The 17,678-nt window shown below is 72.5% G+C and carries 19 protein-coding genes; 12 read left to right on the forward strand and 7 right to left on the reverse strand.

Annotated elements, in window-relative coordinates:
• The first annotated feature begins 353 nt into the window (after positions 1-353).
• Positions 354-518 carry a hypothetical protein gene (locus DEI93_RS11520; protein ID WP_181434970.1) on the forward strand — a complete coding sequence of 55 codons (165 nt, stop codon included), beginning with the start codon at positions 354-356 and terminating at the stop codon, positions 516-518.
• Between the two features lie 657 nt (positions 519-1,175).
• Here DEI93_RS11520 and DEI93_RS11525 read toward each other — a convergent pair.
• Together DEI93_RS11525 and DEI93_RS11530 are read right to left on the reverse strand one after the other, a co-directional pair.
• On the reverse strand, positions 1,176-1,304 hold the full coding sequence (locus tag DEI93_RS11525; RefSeq protein WP_284158420.1) for a hypothetical protein: 129 nt from the start codon (positions 1,302-1,304) through the stop codon (positions 1,176-1,178).
• A gap of 440 nt (positions 1,305-1,744) precedes the next feature.
• Positions 1,745-1,978, reverse strand: a complete 234-nt coding sequence (locus DEI93_RS11530; protein WP_111011648.1) for a hypothetical protein — start codon at positions 1,976-1,978, stop codon at positions 1,745-1,747.
• Between the two features lie 276 nt (positions 1,979-2,254).
• Here DEI93_RS11530 and DEI93_RS11535 point away from each other — a divergent pair, with 276 nt between their 5' ends.
• The 3 genes from DEI93_RS11535 to DEI93_RS11545 all read left to right on the forward strand — a co-directional run bounded on the left by DEI93_RS11535 (position 2,255) and on the right by DEI93_RS11545 (position 5,064).
• Positions 2,255-3,208: a MetQ/NlpA family ABC transporter substrate-binding protein gene (locus tag DEI93_RS11535; protein ID WP_284158421.1), complete on the forward strand. Its 954-nt coding sequence runs from the start codon at positions 2,255-2,257 to the stop codon at positions 3,206-3,208.
• Positions 3,209-3,307: 99 nt separating this feature from the next.
• Positions 3,308-4,396, forward strand: a complete 1,089-nt coding sequence (locus DEI93_RS11540) for a methionine ABC transporter ATP-binding protein (RefSeq protein ID WP_111120632.1) — start codon at positions 3,308-3,310, stop codon at positions 4,394-4,396.
• Positions 4,393-5,064, forward strand: a complete 672-nt coding sequence (locus tag DEI93_RS11545) for a methionine ABC transporter permease (protein ID WP_111120631.1) — start codon at positions 4,393-4,395, stop codon at positions 5,062-5,064. Before DEI93_RS11540 ends, DEI93_RS11545 begins: the two co-directional genes overlap by 4 nt.
• A 162-nt stretch (positions 5,065-5,226) precedes the next feature.
• On the opposite strand, the gene DEI93_RS11550 is transcribed toward DEI93_RS11545, so the two are convergent.
• Positions 5,227-5,967 (reverse strand): endonuclease/exonuclease/phosphatase family protein, encoded by a 741-nt coding sequence (locus tag DEI93_RS11550; RefSeq protein WP_258368790.1) that lies wholly within the window; start codon positions 5,965-5,967, stop codon positions 5,227-5,229.
• Between the two features lie 205 nt (positions 5,968-6,172).
• Here DEI93_RS11550 and DEI93_RS11555 point away from each other — a divergent pair, with 205 nt between their 5' ends.
• Positions 6,173-6,355 (forward strand): hypothetical protein, encoded by a 183-nt coding sequence (locus DEI93_RS11555; protein ID WP_111011606.1) that lies wholly within the window; start codon positions 6,173-6,175, stop codon positions 6,353-6,355.
• 111 nt (positions 6,356-6,466) lie between these two features.
• On the opposite strand, the gene DEI93_RS11560 is transcribed toward DEI93_RS11555, so the two are convergent.
• Entirely contained in the window at positions 6,467-7,897 is a 1,431-nt protein-coding gene (locus DEI93_RS11560) for an MFS transporter (protein WP_111011607.1), read from the reverse strand.
• A gap of 116 nt (positions 7,898-8,013) precedes the next feature.
• Here DEI93_RS11560 and DEI93_RS11565 point away from each other — a divergent pair, with 116 nt between their 5' ends.
• Positions 8,014-9,258: a mannosyltransferase family protein gene (locus tag DEI93_RS11565; RefSeq protein WP_111011608.1), complete on the forward strand. Its 1,245-nt coding sequence runs from the start codon at positions 8,014-8,016 to the stop codon at positions 9,256-9,258.
• Between the two features lie 97 nt (positions 9,259-9,355).
• A complete protein-coding gene (locus DEI93_RS11570) occupies positions 9,356-9,688 on the forward strand; it encodes a hypothetical protein (protein WP_146244130.1) in 333 nt (110 codons plus the stop codon).
• Between the two features lie 926 nt (positions 9,689-10,614).
• Here the strand turns inward: DEI93_RS11570 and DEI93_RS11575 are convergent.
• The 3 genes from DEI93_RS11575 to DEI93_RS11585 all read right to left on the reverse strand — a co-directional run bounded on the left by DEI93_RS11575 (position 10,615) and on the right by DEI93_RS11585 (position 13,512).
• Positions 10,615-11,265, reverse strand: coding sequence for a hypothetical protein (locus DEI93_RS11575; protein ID WP_111027601.1), 651 nt, complete (start codon positions 11,263-11,265; stop codon positions 10,615-10,617).
• Positions 11,266-11,515: 250 nt separating this feature from the next.
• The gene (locus DEI93_RS11580; RefSeq protein ID WP_258372358.1) at positions 11,516-12,673 is read right to left on the reverse strand and encodes an LLM class flavin-dependent oxidoreductase; all 1,158 of its coding nucleotides are present in this window, start codon (positions 12,671-12,673) and stop codon (positions 11,516-11,518) included.
• Positions 12,674-12,744: 71 nt separating this feature from the next.
• Positions 12,745-13,512, reverse strand: a complete 768-nt coding sequence (locus DEI93_RS11585; protein WP_111120630.1) for an NRDE family protein — start codon at positions 13,510-13,512, stop codon at positions 12,745-12,747.
• Between the two features lie 242 nt (positions 13,513-13,754).
• On the opposite strand from DEI93_RS11585, the gene DEI93_RS11590 reads away from it, so the two are divergent.
• From DEI93_RS11590 to DEI93_RS11610, 5 genes are all read left to right on the forward strand, one after another.
• Positions 13,755-15,155 carry a bifunctional phosphopantothenoylcysteine decarboxylase/phosphopantothenate synthase gene (locus DEI93_RS11590; protein WP_258372357.1) on the forward strand — a complete coding sequence of 467 codons (1,401 nt, stop codon included), beginning with the start codon at positions 13,755-13,757 and terminating at the stop codon, positions 15,153-15,155.
• A 148-nt stretch (positions 15,156-15,303) separates the two neighbouring features.
• A complete protein-coding gene (locus DEI93_RS11595; RefSeq protein ID WP_111120639.1) occupies positions 15,304-15,699 on the forward strand; it encodes a DoxX-related protein in 396 nt (131 codons plus the stop codon).
• Complete coding sequence (locus DEI93_RS11600) at positions 15,696-16,451, forward strand: DUF2071 domain-containing protein (protein ID WP_111011615.1); 756 nt, start codon at positions 15,696-15,698, stop codon at positions 16,449-16,451. Before DEI93_RS11595 ends, DEI93_RS11600 begins: the two co-directional genes overlap by 4 nt.
• A complete protein-coding gene (locus DEI93_RS11605) occupies positions 16,448-16,891 on the forward strand; it encodes a DUF1810 domain-containing protein (protein ID WP_111027597.1) in 444 nt (147 codons plus the stop codon). Before DEI93_RS11600 ends, DEI93_RS11605 begins: the two co-directional genes overlap by 4 nt.
• Before the next feature lie 68 nt (positions 16,892-16,959).
• Positions 16,960-17,601, forward strand: a complete 642-nt coding sequence (locus DEI93_RS11610) for a GntR family transcriptional regulator (protein WP_111011617.1) — start codon at positions 16,960-16,962, stop codon at positions 17,599-17,601.
• The last annotated feature ends 77 nt before the right edge of the window (positions 17,602-17,678 follow it).

The raw sequence follows: 17,678 nt of genomic DNA on the forward strand, positions 1-17,678 counted from the left end.
CTCGGGTGAGCAACCGACCGGCCGGAGCTGATCCTCGCCACCCTCGGGTAAGGGTGGTGGTGAGCAGGAACATACGCTCCCCGCCCCCGAGGGACAAGAGCCCCCTGTCCACCCTGCGCGGTCGGGGTACACGCGGGTCGGCGTCCGCGGCGCCGGGCCGGAGTCCTGGAGGACGGGCGCGGTCCGGGCTCCTCACGGACGGGGAGCGACCGTTCTCCGGGAACCCCCATGAGCACCCGAGTTGTCCCCCGATCGCCCCCCGATGAGGGGCGAGTCCGGCGGATAGGATCGACAACGGCCGACCTGGTCGAACCATCCGCCCCGCCCAGTTCCATCCACGCCCGGAGGACCCGATGGCACGTCGCGACGTCGACCCCCGCGAGCGGTGCGTCTGCGGACACGAGCGGCAGGCCCACGAGCACTACCGGCGCGGGACCGACTGCGCGCTGTGCGGCGCGGCGACCTGTGGCCGGTTCCGTGGCACGGGCGTCATCGTGGTCGCGATCGACGGACCCTGACCTCCGACCGCTCCGGCTTTGTACCCCGTTCGGGGCGCTTCCGAACTCGTCCTGCACCCCTCGGCAGCGTCCGGAGGACGTGCGTTCTCCGGGAGCCGGGGGACGCGCTCGAGCCGGTCCGGGCCTCCCCGTCGCGTGCCCCGTTCTGGGGTCGTCTCCCTGGGTCCGTTCACATGCTCGTTACCCGGGATGTGGGCCCGCCCGTGGTGCGGCCGCGCGCGGCGGGGGCGCGGGCGCGCGGGCCGTGGGCCGTGGGCCGTGGGCCGTGGGCGCGCGAAGCGTGGCCAGCCCCCGTCGCTGGTCGACGAATCAGGAGGATCGTGCGGAACCCGCGCCGCGCCTCCCGGCCGGGAGGCCCGGACCTGATTCGTCGACAGGCACCGGTGTGCAGGCGCACCCGCGCGCAGCCGCCCGAACCGGCGCTGGAGGGCCCTCGCCGCGACGGCACCGGCCCGCGCCGACCCCGGCCCGGCCCGCCTCGGTCGACGAATCAGGAGGATCGTGCGGAACCTCCGCCGCGCCTCCCGGCCCGGAGGCCCGGTCCTGAGTTGCCGACCGATGCCGACGGGCGCGGACGGAACACGCCGCACCAGCCCGCTGCGGCCAGGCAGCCCGCTGCGGCCAGGCAGCCCGCTGCGGTCAGGCGGCCCGCTGCGGTCAGGCGGCGGACGCGGTGGCGACGGACGGGACGGACCGCGCGGGGCGGACGTGCGTGAACGCCGCCCAGATCGCGGCGACGTCGGCGGTGCGCTCGAAGTCCTGCGTCGCGTGGTACTCGCGTCGCACGAAGTCGACGAAGGCGGTGGTGGTCGTCGGGTCAGCGGCGCGCGCGGAAGCGGCAGCGACGACCCCGGCCCGCGCCTCCTCGGTCGACGAATCAGGAGGATCGTGCGGAACCCGCGCCGCGGCTCCCGACCGGGAGGCCCGATCCTGAGTTGTCGACCGATGCCGCGTGCAGGCGCGCACCCGCGCGCAGCCGCCCGAACCGGCGCTGGAGGGCCCTCGCCGCAACGGCACCGGCCCGCGCCGACCCCGGCCCGGCCCGCCTCGGTCGACGAATCAGGAGGATCGTGCGGAACCTCCGCCGCGCCTCCCGGCCCGGAGGCCCGGTCCTGAGTTGCCGACCGATGCCGACGGGCGCGGACGGAACACGCCGCACCAGCCCGCTGCGGCCAGGCAGCCCGCTGCGGCCAGGCAGCCCGCTGCGGTCAGGCGGCCCGCTGCGGTCAGGCGGCGGACGCGGTGGCGACGGACGGGACGGACCGCGCGGGGCGGACGTGCGTGAACGCCGCCCAGATCGCGGCGACGTCGGCGGTGCGCTCGAAGTCCTGCGTCGCGTGGTACTCGCGTCGCACGAAGTCGACGAAGGCGGTGGTGGTCGTCGGGTCAGCGGCGCGCGCGGAAGCGGCAGCGACGAGCTGGGTGCGGAACGGTTCCGTGAGGGTGGGGACGAACGGCATCGGTCTTCTCCGGTGTGGGCCCGAGGGACGGGCGGGGGCGGTGGGCTGGATCATCGTGCAACGCCGTCGCGGGCCGGCCAAGTCCCCCGTTCGTGGAGCGCTCGCCCGAGGGACACCGCCCACCCCGCGCTCGCCCGAGGGACTCCGCCGTAACACGACGGAACGCGAGTGGACCCTCCCCACAGGCGCCTGCACAGTGGAGGCACGTTCTGCCGCAGCACCGGCCGGAACGCAGCAGCACGACGCACCACCGCACACCGAGCACCAGGAGCACCGATGTCCGCCGCACCGACCCTTCCCGACCGCCCCCGCCGCCGACGCCCCCTCGGCTGGATCATCGCCGCGATCGTCGTCGTCGTCGCGATCATCGTCGCGATCGTCGTCGCCGCCACCCGGGGCGGGGACGACACCGCGTCGTCGGGCTCGTCCTCCGCGGCGCCGAGGACCGTCACGATCGGCGTGGCCGACAAGTCCCTGCCCTACTGGGCGACGTACACCAAGCTCGCGAAGTCGCGACTCGACGTGACGGTCAAGCTCGTCAACTTCTCGGACTACAGCCTCCCGAACCCGGCGCTCAAGCAGGGGCAGGTCGACCTCAACCAGTTCCAGCACATCCAGTACCTGGCGAACTACGACGTGACGGCGCACGACACGCTGCAGCCGATCGGCGCGACCGCCGTGTACCCGCTGCCGCTCTACTCGACGACGGTCAGCAAGCCGTCGGGGTTCAGCGACGGCGCGAAGATCGCGATCCCGAACGACGCCATCAACGAGGCCCGGGCGTTGCTCGTGCTGCAGTCCGCCCACCTGTTGGAGCTCCGGGACGGCGGGAGCGCGTTCTCGACGACGGCCGACATCACGTCGCACAAGGTCGACGTCACGACGGTCGACGCCTCGCAGACGGCGAACGCGCTGCAGAACGGCTCGGTGGACGGTGCCGTCGTGAACAACAACTACGCGACCGCTGCGGGCCTGTCGAAGCACGACGCGATCTACCAGGACGACCCGTCGAGCACCTCGGCGGCCCCGTACGTGAACGTGTTCGCGGCGCGCAAGGCGGACGTCCACGACGCGACGTACCTCGCGTTGGCCAAGCTGTTCCACGACAGCGCCGTGCAGAAGGTGTTCCTGAAGGACTACCCGGACGCGGTCGTGCGCTCCACGTCGGCGACCGAACTGCAGCACGAGCTGCGGTCCGTCGAACAGGACGCGAAGGCCGCACAGGGCTGACCCGTCGGCCCTCCGGCCCACCAGCCGGGAGGCCCGCCCCACCCCGGACGCGCACGGTCACGAGCCGTGCGCGTCCGCCCGTCCCCACCGGAAGGACCCATGCCCGCGCTCGTCCGCCTCGAGGCCGTCTCGAAACGCTACGTCCGCCGCGACCACGACGACCCCGTGGTCGCGGTCGACGACGTCACCCTCGATGTGGAGGAGGGCGAGGTCCTCGGCATCATCGGCTACTCCGGTGCGGGCAAGTCCACGCTCGTGCGGCTCGTCAACGCGCTCGAGCTGCCGACGTCGGGACGGGTCACCGTCGCCGGTCAGGAGCTCACGAGCCTGCCGGAACGCGACCGGCGTCAGGCCCGACGCCGCATCGGCATGATCTTCCAGCAGTTCAACCTGTTCCGCTCGCGCACGGTCGCGGGCAACGTCGCCTACCCCCTGCGCGTCGCCGGGGTCCGCCGCGAGGAACGGGACCGCCGGGTGGCGGAGCTCCTCGACTTCGTCGGTCTGCTCGACCGCGCGCACGCCTACCCCGAGCAGCTGTCGGGCGGGCAGAAGCAGCGGGTCGGCATCGCCCGGGCGCTCGCCACGAACCCACCGCTGCTCCTCGCCGACGAGGCCACGAGCGCGCTCGATCCCGAGACCACCACCGAGGTCCTGTCGTTGCTCCGCCGCGTGAACCGCGAGCTCGGGGTGACGATCATGGTCATCACCCACGAGATGGACGCAGTCCGGCAGATCGCCGATCGCGTCGCCGTCATGGAGCGCGGCCGCGTCGTCGAGGTCGGCGACGTGTACGACGTCTTCTCGGCGCCGGGCACCGAGGCCGCGCGTCGATTCGTCCGATCGGCGCTGCACGACCGGCCCTCCGCGGCGACCCTCACCCGGCTCCGCGACCGCCACCCCGGCCGGCTCGTGACCGTGCGGATCACGGACGAGCACGGCCTCCAGGCGCGGATCGACGCGGTGTTCGCCGCGGCCGGCGTCGGAGCGGAGCTCGTGTACGGCGGCGTCAGCGAGATCCGCGAGCGCCGCATCGGCGCGCTGACCTACGAGCTCTCCGGCGCGGACGCCGTGGTCGACCGCGCACTCGCGGCACTCCGGCAGGCAGGGGTCACCGCGGACGAGGAACGACCGACCGCCCCGACGCCGGACATCGCCGACGGCCCGACAACGGAGGAGGCCCGCTCATGACCACCGGACTGCAGGGGTTCGTGACGACGATCGACGTGTACCTGTCCTCGATCCGGGACACCCTCGTCATGTCGCTCGTCTCGTTGGTCGTCGCGGGCGTCATCGGGCTCGCGCTCGGCCTGGCCCTGTACGCCACTCGACCGGGCAACCTGCTCGGACACCGCGGCGTCTTCACGGTCCTCAACGTCATCGTGAACATCGTCCGGCCGATCCCGTTCGTGATCTTCCTGGCCGCCGTCGCACCGTTGTCCCGAGGCGTCGTCGACACCACGATCGGGGTGCCCGCGGTGACGTTCGCGATCTCCCTCGCGGCGGCGTTCGCCGTGGCCCGGATCGTCGAGCAGAGCCTCGTGTCCCTCGACCCGGGCGTCGTCGAGGCCGCGCGGTCGGCCGGCGCGCACCCGCTGGCGATCGTGCTGACGGTGCTCATCCCCGAGGGACTCGGGCCGCTCGTGCTCGGCTACACCTTCATCTTCGTCGGCATCGTCGACATGACCGCGCAAGGCGCCCTGGTCGGTGGAGGCGGCCTCGGCGAGTACGCGATCACCTACGGGTCGCAGCGCTACGACTGGTGGATCGTGTACATCTCGGTCGCGACGATCGTCGTCATCGTGCAGCTCGGCCAGTTAGTCGGCAACCGGTTGGCGCAGGCGACGCTCCGGCGCTGACGACGGACGGGAGGTCCGGGACCGGCCCGCACCACGCCTCCCGTCCGGCGCGACGGACGGGAGGGCCGGGACCGGCCCGCACCACGCCTCCCGTCCGGCGCGACGGACGGGAGGGCCGGGACCGGCTCGCACCGCGCCTCCCGGCCCGGCGGATGGCGCGGGTCAGGCCGCCGGCTCGGCGACCGACGACGGAGCGCCGCTGATCGCGGGGGCCTCGTAGTGGGCGGTGACGAGGATCGGACGGTGGTCCGAGATGCCCGCGGGGAGCGTCTCGACGCCCGCGATGTGCAGACCGACGCTCGTCGCGAAGTCGAAGTGCCCCGTGAACCGGCGGTACCGCAGGTAGGTCGGCTGGTCGCTCAACGAGAGGGCGAAGCCGTGCTCCTCGATCTTCTTGCGGAGGTTCGTCTGGAACCAGGGGTAGTTGAAGTCCCCCACCATGATCGCCGGTGCCTCGCTCGACAGGTCACGGACGAACTGGTGCGCGGCCTCGATCTGCTTGCGCCGCAGGCTGTTCGTCGCCGTCAGGGGCGAGGCGTGGAAGGACGCCACGATGACCTCCGCGTCCGCCTCGTGGTCCTCGAGGTGCATCGCGATGAGCCGCTCGTGCGCGGGCGCCAGGACGCGGTCGTGCAGGGACTTCTGCAGCGAGTGGATCGTGAAGTCGCGCACATCGAACCGGTCGTCGCGCTTGTAGATCGCGAGCCCGAGCCGATTCGCGCTCGTCGACGCCGCGAGGGTGAGCCCCCCGACCTCGGGCGCCAGGTCGTTGCTGTCGCACTCCTGCACGCACAGCACGTCGGCCTGGGACGCCTCCGCCAGTGCGGCCAGCTCCCCGTTCGCGGTGTGCTCGCGCAGGTTGTAGCTCACCACTCGGATGGCTCGCTGCTCTCCGCCCTGCATGTCGCCTCGCATCCTGCCGTTCGTCGTTCGTCCGACCTGGTGGTCGCGCGCCAGGGCAGGGCCCCGGCGCCGCCTTCGGACCGTACCCCCGGTACGCAAGCGCTCGCTGTGACTGTATCGCCGCGAGGCGCCCGAGGGTACGGGGCACCTGGACCCCGGCCGTGAATGACGGACGGCGGAGCGGCCCGGCCCTACCGTTCGGGTCATGAGCTACAGCCAGCCTGACCCTGCCGAAGAGTCCACCACGCCCGAGGCGCCCGAGCAGCCGGACACCGACGCGCCCGACGAACGCCAGCAGTCCGCCGAGGACATGCCCGACGGCCTGCACGGGACGAACGACCACGCCGACCTCGGCGACGACGTCGACTCGGGCAGCCCCGAGCAGTGAGACCGTGGAGGACCCGCTCGCGTGGCGGGTCCTCCCCCACGCATCGCCCGGTGGTGCGGATCCTCCCGCGGCGCGCACCACTCGGCGGCGCGCCGCTCGTCGCGCCTCCGCTCAACGGGCGGCCGCGCGGCGAGCCGGACGCACCGCTGACCCGGCGTCGCGGCTCATGAGCACGCCCTCGAGGCACGCTGCCGCGAGCAGCACCGTGATGACGACGAACGCCGCGTCGTAGGGCACGGAGGACCCCGGGCCGCCGAGCGGTGCCGCAGCGCGGAGCACCACCGCGGCCACGGCCACGCCGAACCCGGCGGCCACCTGCTGCAGCGTCGACGAGAGCGTGTTCGCCGGCGTCATCGCCGTGGGCTCGACGTCCGCGAACGCGATCGTGTTGTACGCCGTGAACCCCACAGAACGTGCGGCACCGCTCACCACGAGCAGGACCGCGAGCACCCAGAACGGCGTCGTCGGCGTCAGGAACGTCATGAGCACGACGGACACCGCGGCCGTCGCCGTCGAGCCGATGACGACGGGCCGGTACCCGAACGCGCGGAGGAGCGGCGTCGTCGTCGGCTTGATCCCGAGGTTGCCGACGAACACGAACAGCACCGCGGACCCCGCCGCGACCGCGGACCAGCCCCAGGCGTCCTGGAACAACAGCGGCAGGACGAACGGCACCGCCGACACACCGAGCCGGAACAGCGAGCCCCCGGCATGCGACACCCGGAAGGTCTCGAGCCGCAGTGCGTCGAGCCCGAGGATCGGGTGGTCCGCCCGGCGGAGGTGTCGCACCGCGAGCCAGCAGCAGACCGCCCCGACGACGCCCGCGACCGTCGCCGCGACCACCGGCACGTGGGTGAGGGACAGCAGCGACGCCATCACCACGAGGCCGCCCAGCCCGAGACACGCGAGCACCGCGCCCACCCAGTCGAAGGGCACGCGCTCGGCGCCACGCTCCTGCGGCACGAGGACGGCCGCGGCGACGAGTGCGACCGCGCCGATCGGCAGGTTCACGAGGAAGATCCAGTGCCAGGACAGCGCGTCCACGAGCACCCCGCCGAGGAACGGCGCGACGATCGGTGCGGCCAACGCCGGCCACGTGAGGATCGCGATGGCGGTCACGAGGCGGTCGCGGCCCGCGCTCCGGAGCACCACGAGCCTCCCGACCGGCACCATGAGCGCGCCACCGAGACCCTGGACGACCCGCCATGCCGTCAGGGTCGCGAGCGAGTCCGCCGCGGCGCACAACCCCGACGCGGCGGTGAAGACGACGATCGCGCCGAGGAACACCGTGCGCGACCCCACCCGGTCCGTCACCCATCCGCTCACGGGGATGAGGACCGCCAGGGTCACGAGGTACGCCGTGATCGCGATGCCGACCGCCGCCGAGTCGACGCCGAGGTCCCGCCCGATCGCCGGCGCCGCCGTGCTGACGATCGTGCCGTCGAGCAGCTCCATGAAGTACGTGCCCGCGACGAGGACGGCCAGGGCCGTCGCGCTCCGTCGCCGTCGTCCGGTCTGCGCCTGCGTCGTCGCCTCGCTCATCTCCGTTCGAGCGTAGTCCGACGCGCGTGCCCCGGCGGTCCCCCCAGGAACGCCGTCTATCGTGGCGGCGTGAGGTCTGCTCGGAGGGTGCCACCCGCCCGCGGTGAGGTGGCTGCATGAGGGGCCCCGACGAACTCGAGCGCCCCGCTCGGCCCGCCGCCGTCTCGGTCGTCGCCCGTCCCTCCCGGAACCGCCTCGCCGACCTCGCCGTCAGCACACCCGCATGGGCGGTGGTCCTCGTCCTGTTCGCGGCGTCGCGGATGCTGTCGACCACGTGGCTCGCCCTGGTGTACCCGCTCATCGTGCGGGCGCAGCCAGCGAACGCCATCCGGGGCAACGACCACGGGTTCCTGACGTTCCTGACGAGCTGGGACGGCCAGTACTACGAGGACATCTCCCTGCACGGGTACCCGTCCGTGCTCCCGACGGACGCCCTCGGACACGTCATGCAGAACAACTGGGCGTTCCTGCCGGCGTTCCCGTTCACGATCCGGATGCTGACGGCCTCCACGGGCCTCCCGTTCCGGATCGGCGCGCCGCTCATCGCCACCATCGCCGGCCTCGTCGCCGCATACCTGCTGCACGCGCTCGTCCGCGAGCGCGCCGGCGGCACCGCCGCGTTGTGGGCCGTGTTCTTCTTCTGCCTCGGGCCGCTCTCGTTCCTGCTCGAGGTCGGGTACGCCGAGAGCATGTTCCTGGCGCTCGTGTTCGGTGCCCTCCTCGCCATGCAGCGGCGGCGGTACCTGCCACTCACCCTGCTCTCGATGGTGGCGGCGTTCACCCGTCCCGGCGAGCTGGCGATCCCCCTCACACTCGGGGTGGTCGCCCTCGTCCGGTACGTCCGGGACCGCGGGTCGTTCCCCGTGCGCGAGCGACTCACCGTCATCGGGACCGGACTCGTCACCGCCGCCGCAGGTGTCGCGTGGCCGGTCATCGCGTCGCATGCCACCGGCCGGCCGAACGCGTACCTCGACACCGAGATGTCGTGGTGGGTCAACTTCATCGGTCGGGTGCACTTCGTGCCGCTCTCGCCCTGGTTCCTCACCGCGGCCCGCTGGGTCGGTGTCGGCGGGGTGCTGCTCGTCATCGCCATGGCCGTCGCGTACGGCGTGTGGTTGTCCCGGCGGTCCACGCGCGAGCTCGGGCTCGTCACCGTCGTGTTCGCGGCCGCGTACGCGCTGTACGTGTTCGCCGTGTCGATCCCCATGGCCTCGACCCCGCGGCTCCTCATGCCGCTCGCGCCGCTGACGGGGTCGCCCGAACTCGTCGCGCGGCCGTGGGCGCGATGGATCATGGTCAGCGGGGCGCTCGTCGGGCAGCCGGTGCTCATCGCGGTGCTGTGGCTGATGGGGCCGCCGTAGGCAGAGGCAGAGGCGGACGCGGACCGGCCCGCTGGCGGTGGTCCACCGACTCGGGGATCTGGGTCCGGTCGACGGCGCCGGGAGTACGGTCCCGGCCATGACCGGTCCGCACGATGACGACCCGACCCTGGTCCGGAACCAGCCAGCCCTGACGACCTCGGACGGCACGATCTGGGTCGTGGTCGGCGCCATCACCGCGATCGTCGTCGGGCTCGTGATGTGGCTCATGGGGCTGCTCGTGCCCGCCGTGGGATGGACCGGCCTCGTGCTCGTGCTCGCGCTGTTCGTCGCCATGCTCGTCGTGCGGTTCGCCGTCCGGCACGTGCGGCACCGGCTCGCGACGCTCGCGGCTCTCGAGGGCGCGATGGTCCTCGTCGGCCTCGTGGTGGTGTTGGTCGTGCTCGTCGGGCAGGCGCGCGCGGTCGGTTGACGGGGTGGCTGCCCGGACCCCCGCCGGCGCGGCTCGCGGCTCGCGGCTCCGCGGGGTGCGGCTCGCGGCTCGCGGGGTGCGGTTCCGCGGGGTGCGGTTCCGCGGCTCCGCGGGGTGCGGCTCGCGGCTCCGCGGGGTGCGGCTCGCGGCTCCGCGGGGTGCGGTTCCCGGGGTGTGGCGCCGGGGACCGCAGTTCCCGGAGGCGCGGCTGTCGTCTGTGCTGATCTGGGCCCCCTCCCCCGGCAGCGCCGACAACTCAGGAAAACCTCGCCAGCCGGGAGGCCCGACACCCGACCGGCACCGATCCTCCTGAACCGTCGACCACAGGCGGCAGATCAACCGAGGCGGCGCGTCGAGACCAACCCACGTGACGACCTCCGAACAGCCCGGAGGGCCGAGCCTGAGCCCGTCGCCCCGCCTCCTCGGCAGCGCCGACAACTCAGGAAAACGGCGCCAGCCGGGAGGCCCGGCACCCGCCCGGCACCGATCCTCCTGAACCGTCGACCAGGGGCGGCAGACCAACCGACAACTCAGGAAAACGGCGCCAGCCGGGAGGCTCGGCACCCGCCCGGCGCCGATCCTCCTGAACCGTCGACCGCAGGCGGGAGATCAACCGACAACTCAGGAAAACCTCGCCAGCCGGGAGGCCCGACACCCGACCGGCACCGATCCTCCTGAACCGTCGACCACAGGCGGGAGATCAACCAACAACTCAGGAAAACTGCGCCAGCCGGGAGGCCCGGCACCCGCCCGGCACCGATCCTCCTGAACCATCGACCGCAGGCGGGAGATCAACCAACAACTCAGGAAAACGGCGCCAGCCGAGAGGCCCGACACCCGACCGGCACCGATCCTCCTGAAGCCGGTCTGCTCGGTCGGGGGTGTCACCGGCGGAGTTCCCCGGGACCTCCCGCGCCCGCGGCGAGTCAGTCGGTCCCCACGCCCGGCCCGCGGATCACGGTCTCGACGTCGACGACCTGGGGCGTGGCGGGCATGGAGGCGAAGCCGAACCGGACCGGCGGGTCGAGCGGTGTCAGGGTGCCGAGGTCAGCGCCGTCCCACGTGCCCGTCACTGCGGTCACCGCATGAGCGCCGGTCACGCCGTAGTACTCCCGCCGACCTCCCCCGGCAGAACCCGCGGTCCCCGCCCCGCGCACCAGCAGGCGCGCGACCGGATCGACGATCGCGAGCCATCGGGGATCGGTGGCGATCCTCCGCGGAACGAGCCGGAGCAACCGGCCGAGGAGTGTGATCGCGCCGACGGTGACCTCGAGGTGGAGCGGTCCGGCGTCGAACTCCAGGCCACGTGTGGTTCGAACGAGGTGCACATCGACGACCCGGGTCGCGTCGAACCGGTAGGTGCTCGACACGTACCGCTCGACGAGTTCGTCCGGCGCCAGGAGCAGGCTGCTGCCGTCGGGCAACTCGACGAACACGTCGGTGAAGTGCCGGAACGGGGAGTCCTGCCACATCCCGACGACGATGCGGTGCCCGGACGTGGTCCCGACGCCGAGGATCCGTCCGCGGAACCGCTCCTCGCGCGCTGAGCGGTCTCGTCGGCTGGACGTGTGGGCCATCGCTGGATGCTACCGGGGCGCGGCCGGACGGACGCACGAGGGTCACCGCCGTCGCGTTGTCACATCCGCCGTACGGGAGGAGGCGCACCGGACCCGAGTTCGGGTCATCGGATCCGGTGCACGCGGGCACGAGCGGACGGCCGTCTGCATGACACAGCTCGACGCGGCTCGCCCCTTGTTTGTGTTCGGTGCCCTCCGCCTCCGGGTTTGGTCACGGATCACCATTTCAGGGAGGCCCGTGGCGCCTCGGTCAGACCGCGGGGACCTCCTCAGCGAGCATCTCCTCGACGAGCGGCTTGACCTTCGTGCCGTACAGCTCGATCGACCGCATCATGTGTTCGTGCGGGAGTCGACCGGTGCTGTAACGGAGATCGAAGCGCGAGACCCCGAGGATGCGCATGTTTCGCGCGATCTTCTTCGCGACCGTCTCGGGCGATCCCACGTAGAGGGAACCGCCCGCCGACAGGCCAGCGCGGTACTGCGACTCGTCGAAGGGCGGCCACCCGCGCTCGCGTCCGAGCCGATCCGTGACGTCCTTGTGGTACGGGTAGAACAGCTCGGCCGCCTCGTCGTCCGTCGCTGCGACGAACCCTGGCGAGTGCATGGCGATCGGCTGCTGCGGGAGCTCGAACTGGTCGAGCGCCTGTCGGTAGAGGCGCGAGAACGGTGCGAACTGAGCGGGCTGACCGCCGATGATCGCGAGGAACAGCGGGAACCCGTAGCTCGCCGCCCGGATCACGGACTGCGGCGAACCCCCGACTCCGATCCACGTCGGGATGCGGCCGTGTTCGGTCTTCGGCCAGACCTCTTGCTCGTGGAGCGGGGCGCGCTTCGTGCCGGACCAGCTGACCGGTCCCTCTTTGAGGACCTCGGCGAAGAGCTCGAGCTTCTCCTCGAAGAGGGTCTCGTAGTCTGCGAGGTCGAATCCGAAGAGCGGGAACGACTCGGTGAAGGACCCGCGGCCGAGCACGACCTCGGCGCGCCCGTTGGACAGCGCGTCGACGGTCGCGAACCGCTCGTAGACCCGCACCGGGTCGTCTGAGCTCAGCACCGTGACCGCGGAACCCATGTGGATCCGTTCGGTGCGCGCGGCGATGGCCGCCAGGACGACCTCGGGTGCGCTGACGGCGAAGTCGACGCGGTGGTGTTCACCGACCCCGATGAAGTCAATGCCCACCTGGTCGGCGAGGACCGCCTGCTCAACCACGTTGCGGATGCTCTGGGCCTGGGTCAGACGGACACCCGCGGTCGTCTCGGTCACGTCACCGAACGTGTCGAGCCCGAGCTGGACCGCTCCGACCCGGTCCGGCGCCGCGGGCGGGACGTCGACCGGACGCCCGGGTCCCGCGCCACCACCGCTGATGTTGCCAAATGCGCTGCCACCCATGAAGTCCTCCAGACGGATCAATGCGTTTGCATGATCCTACAACCGGTTCAGTACGCCAGAATTCCGCGATGCGACGGGAAGGCGCGGGAGCATCAGGAACGCGTGCCGAGCCTCCCGGGCGTCGCCAACCGCGCGTGCTCGAGGACCACGCCGGACGGTCCGACGGCCGCGGCGACGACCGACAGGGTCGCGAATCGGCCGTCGGCACGGAGATCGTCACGGAGGATCGCGTCCGGTCGGTCCGGCGCGACGTCGGCACCCGAACGGAGCACGGCGAACCAGTCCTCCCAATCGGCCCCGAGCCCCGTCGTCGGCGCCTCCGCCGCGAGGAGTGGCTCGATCGACGGTGGCGGTCCGACCGGAGCCGATGCGTGGCGGAAGGGATCGAGCCACCGAGCGATCCGTGGGAGCGCGACGTCGTCCGGAGCGCCTTCCGTCACGACGTGGACGCCCGGTCCGAGTCCTCGCGTGAGGACGCGCGTACCATCCCACGACGTCACGCGCACCCCCTGCGGCGTTGCGTGGACCAGGTTGTAGGAGCGCTCGGTCGGCCGCTCGCTCGCCCGGGTGGCCCCCGTGACGGCGTCGAGCGGAAGCCACCCCCGCGTCGCCCAACCGCCGTCCGTCGCGGGCACGGGCTCGGCGCGGTTGAGGACGACCGCGAGGGCTCGGCGAGGAGCGGACGCTGCGAGCCACGCGCCCCCTGCCGTCCGATCCCGGACACCGACCACGTCGTCGCCGCGGTCCTGCCACCAGGCGCGTGGGGGGTCCCAGGGACGGGACGGGTCCTCGTCTCGCAGTGCGAGCAGGGTGACCGGCCACGCGGTGTCGGGTTCGACCCGGACGACGACGGTGCACATGCGTCGATCATCGCACCCGCCGCACGACGTCCGGGGCTCGCCTGCCCACCTGTGGACGCGCCTCGACGTCGAGCAGCATGTGGACGCGATGGCGCCCGAACGCCCCTGCCCAGGCTCAGCGGACGCGTGAAACAGCGCGCACTGTGGAGAGAGCGATGCGTTGTGGAGGACGGCCTGCCGCTCCCTGCCCGCTGGTACCGTCGGCCGGGCGGGGATCGGCCCCGCCGGAGCGGAGGTCGACCGTGTCACAGTCCGAGCAGCGCCGGACGATCGTCGTGGGCATCACCGGCGGCATCGCGGCGTACAAGGCCGTCGGAGTCGTGCGGGCGTTCGTACGGCTCGGACACGACGTCCACGTGGTCCCGACCGAAGGAGCACTGCGCTTCGTCGGACTGCCCACACTCGAGGCCATCAGCCGTAACCCCGTGTCGACGAGCGTGTTCGAGGAGGTCGCGGAGGTCCGCCACGTCGCGCTCGGGCGCCGCGCGGACCTCGTCGTCGTCGCACCGGCCACGGCCGACTTCCTGGCACGGACCGCGGCGGGACTGGCCGGAGACCTGCTCGGAACGACCCTGCTCGCGACGACAGCACCGGTCGTCGTGGCGCCAGCGATGCACCCGCAGATGTGGGACCACCCCGCAACCCGCGCGTCGGTCGCCACCCTGCGGGAGCGGGGCGTCCACGTCGTCGGTCCGGAGGACGGGCCGCTCACCGGCGAGGACTCGGGGATCGGGCGCATGAGCGAGCCCGACGCCATCTTCGCGGCAGCGCTCGCCGTCCTGCCCGCGAGCGGAACGGGTGGACGCGACGAGTCGTCCGCTGCGACGACGGTCACCACCGCGGCCGACAGCCGGGAGGCCCGCCACGGGTGGACACCGACCGCTCCCGTCCCCCATGTCGACGAGTCGACCACCGCGCCCGAGACCGCGGTGCACCCCGACGCCCGACGCGGGGACCTGTCGGGCAACCACGTCGTGGTGAGTGCGGGCGGCACCCGTGAGCCGGTTGACCCCGTGCGGTACATCGGCAACCGCTCGAGCGGGCGGCAGGGAGTCGCGATCGCGGCCGAGGCAGCCCGCCGGGGAGCCGTCGTGACCCTCGTGGCGGCGAACATCGAGGACGCGGTGCTCGCGGCCATGGACGACGCGCCCGATGCACTCCCGGTCGAGGTCATCCGGGTGGGCACCGCGCTCGAGCTCGCCGATGCCGTCCACGCCGCCGCGGTGGCCGCTGACGTCGTCGTGATGACGGCGGCCGTCGCCGACTTCCGTCCGGCCGAGGTCCGACCATCGAAGCTCAAGAAAGAGGACGCGGGCGACCACCTGACGCTCGAACTCGTCCGGAACCCCGACGTCCTCGCCGACCTCGTGGCGGCGCGCCGTGCGGGCCAGCTCGTCGTCGGGTTCGCGGCCGAGACCGAGCCCGACCGCGCCGCTCGCCTGGACCTGGCCCGCGACAAGCTGGGCCGCAAGCCCGCTGATCTGCTCGTGGTGAACCGGGTCGGCTGGGACCACGGGTTCGAGCGTGGCCACAACGCCGTCGAGGTCCTGGCTGCCGGAGGCGACGTGGTGCGCGAGGCGTCGGGATCGAAGGCCGAGATCGCCCATGTGGTGCTCGACCTCGTGGCGACAGCGCTGACGTGACCCGCGCAGCGGAATCCGGGCCTTCCGGGCGCCCCGGCGGCCCCGGCCGCCCCGGTCGCTCGGGCCGCCCCGCTCGCTCCGGCCGCCCCGCTCGCACGGGCGGATTCGAATGCCGATGCAGCACAGCCGACCGGTCCAGGATGGCCTGATGCGACGAACACGACGCGCGCGCCGCGCGGCCACGACGGCTCGCGGACTCGCGATCCTGTTCACCGGGGCTGGCGTGACCCACTTCCTCCGTCCCCGTGTGTACGACGGGATCGTGCCGGAGGCCTTGCCGACTCGTGCGACGACGATCGGTTCGGGCGTCGCCGAGGTGGCGGTGGCGGCGGCGCTGGCGGTGCCACGCACCCGGCGGATCGGCGGATTCGCGGCTGCCGCGCTCTTCGTCGCGGTCTTCCCCGCGAACCTCAAGATGGCGCGTGACCTGCTCGACGACCCGCGCTCGCAGCGACGGATGCGCGTGGCGGCCCTGCTGCGCCTCCCGCTGCAGGTGCCCCTCGTGCGGTGGGGCCTCCGCGTCGGCATGGACAGCAGGCCATGACGAACGGACCCCAGGAGCTCGACGCCCTCGCCGACATCCTCGTGGCGCAGACGGCCGCGCCGCTCCCGCACCGAGCCGTCACCGCGCACCGCTGGGCGGACGTGGTGTTCGCGTCCTGGCGGGTGGACGCGGACACGGTGGCCAGCCTCGTGCCACCGCGGACCGAGCCGGACCGGATCGACGGAAGCGCATGGGTGTCACTGACGGCGTACGAGTTCCGCCGGACCACGGTGCCGCCGCTGCCGCCGCCCGGGCCGCTCGGTCGCCTGACGGAGATCACCGTCGAGGTGCCCACCGTCGACGACGCCGGTCGACACGGAACGACCTACCTGACCGTGGACACGCAACACGTGCCGGCCGTGCTCGCAGCGCGCATCGGGATCGGCGTGCCCTACACGGCAGCGCGAGCGGGATCACGGCGCGACGGGGACGTCCTCGCCCACCGCACCCGCCGACGGCACGGCGGCGCGTCAGCGTCGGTCCGGGTCCGTGCTGCCGGAGGGGTCACGCCGGACGCGCTGTCGGTCGCTCTCACGCACCGCCCGGGTGTCCACGCCCGCCACCTCGGCGTCACGTCGTGGTGGCGGCGCTCGCACGCTCCCTGGCAGCTGCGTGCCGCCCGGGCAGAGGAACTCCGCGGCGACCTGCCCGACGTCGTCGGGTTCCCCCGTCTGCTCGACCGCGTGCCCGACCGTCTGCTCGTCGGGGACGGCGTCGACGTCGAGTACGCATGGGGAGGCCTCGTCCGATGAGCACCACCGACGAGGATGCCGACCCCTTCGACCTCGAGCGCTTCAGGCGCGCGCAGGCCGGCGTCTTCGAGCAGGCGCTCGCCGAACTCCGCGCGGGCCGCAAGCGCTCGCACTGGATGTGGTTCGTGTTCCCGCAGATCGCTGGCCTCGGCAAGAGCGCGACGGCCGTGCGGTTCGCCATCGGTTCGCAGCGGGAGGCACGGGCCTACCTCACGCATGCCGTCCTCGGTCCACGCCTGCGCACCGCGGCGACCGTCGTCGCAGAAGCGCCCGCCCGCGACGCGATCGCGCTGCTCGGTGAGATCGACGCGGTGAAGCTCCGGTCCTCGATGACGCTGTTCGCGCACGTGGCGGAGGACGCGGCACCGTTCCGCGCCGTGCTGGACCGTTGGTACGGCGGCGAGGAGGACCGGGTGACGCTGGACCTGCTCGGCGGGTGACATCAGCATCCGCCACGTCACATATCAGGTAGCATCGCGGTACTCGAACCCGACGAGGGAGATCCGCCATGCCCGTTCCCGTGACGCCGCCCGCGCATCACCGGCTCCTCCGCGACACCGTCCGCGACCGCATCCACGAGGCCATCATGGACGGCACTCTCGAGCCGGGCGAGCGCCTGAACGACGAGGACCTGATCGCCTGGCTCGGTGTGTCCCGCACCCCCATCCGGGAGGCCCTGAGTCAGCTCGCTCGCGCCGGTCTCGTCGAGATGGCGCCGAACCGCTACACCCGCGTGACGCGGCCGGATCCCACCCAGGTGATCGAGGCCCTCCAGACCTTGGGGGTGCTCCTCGGTGGTGTGGTGCGTCTCGCGGTGCCACGTCTGTCCGGCGAGGAACGTGCTCGGGTGCTCGCCGCCCTCGACACGACGATCGTCGAGATGGCGAACCACGACGTCCTCGGGGCGAACCGTGACGCGCTGGCCCTGTTCGGGATGTTCGTCGACGCCTGCGGCAACGCCTCGCTGGTGCGGGTGTGTCGCGACACGATGGACGGACTGGCCTTCCGCCTCCGCTTACGGGACCTCGATCGGCTCGTGGACTGGGCGGGGATGACGGAGCAGTTGCGCGCTCTCCGGGCGGCGACGGCCGCAGAAGACGCGATCGCGGCCGAACTCGCGACCGAGGCGGTGCATCTGCTCCCTGCGTGACGGTTGCTCGAGGTGACGTCGCCTCGGGGGCCCACCCGGTCCTCCCGGCCGTATGATTGGTTCACAACAGCTAACCA

Origin of the sequence: Curtobacterium sp. MCBD17_035 (genome assembly GCF_003234815.2) — a bacterium.
Lineage (GTDB): Bacteria > Actinomycetota > Actinomycetes > Actinomycetales > Microbacteriaceae > Curtobacterium.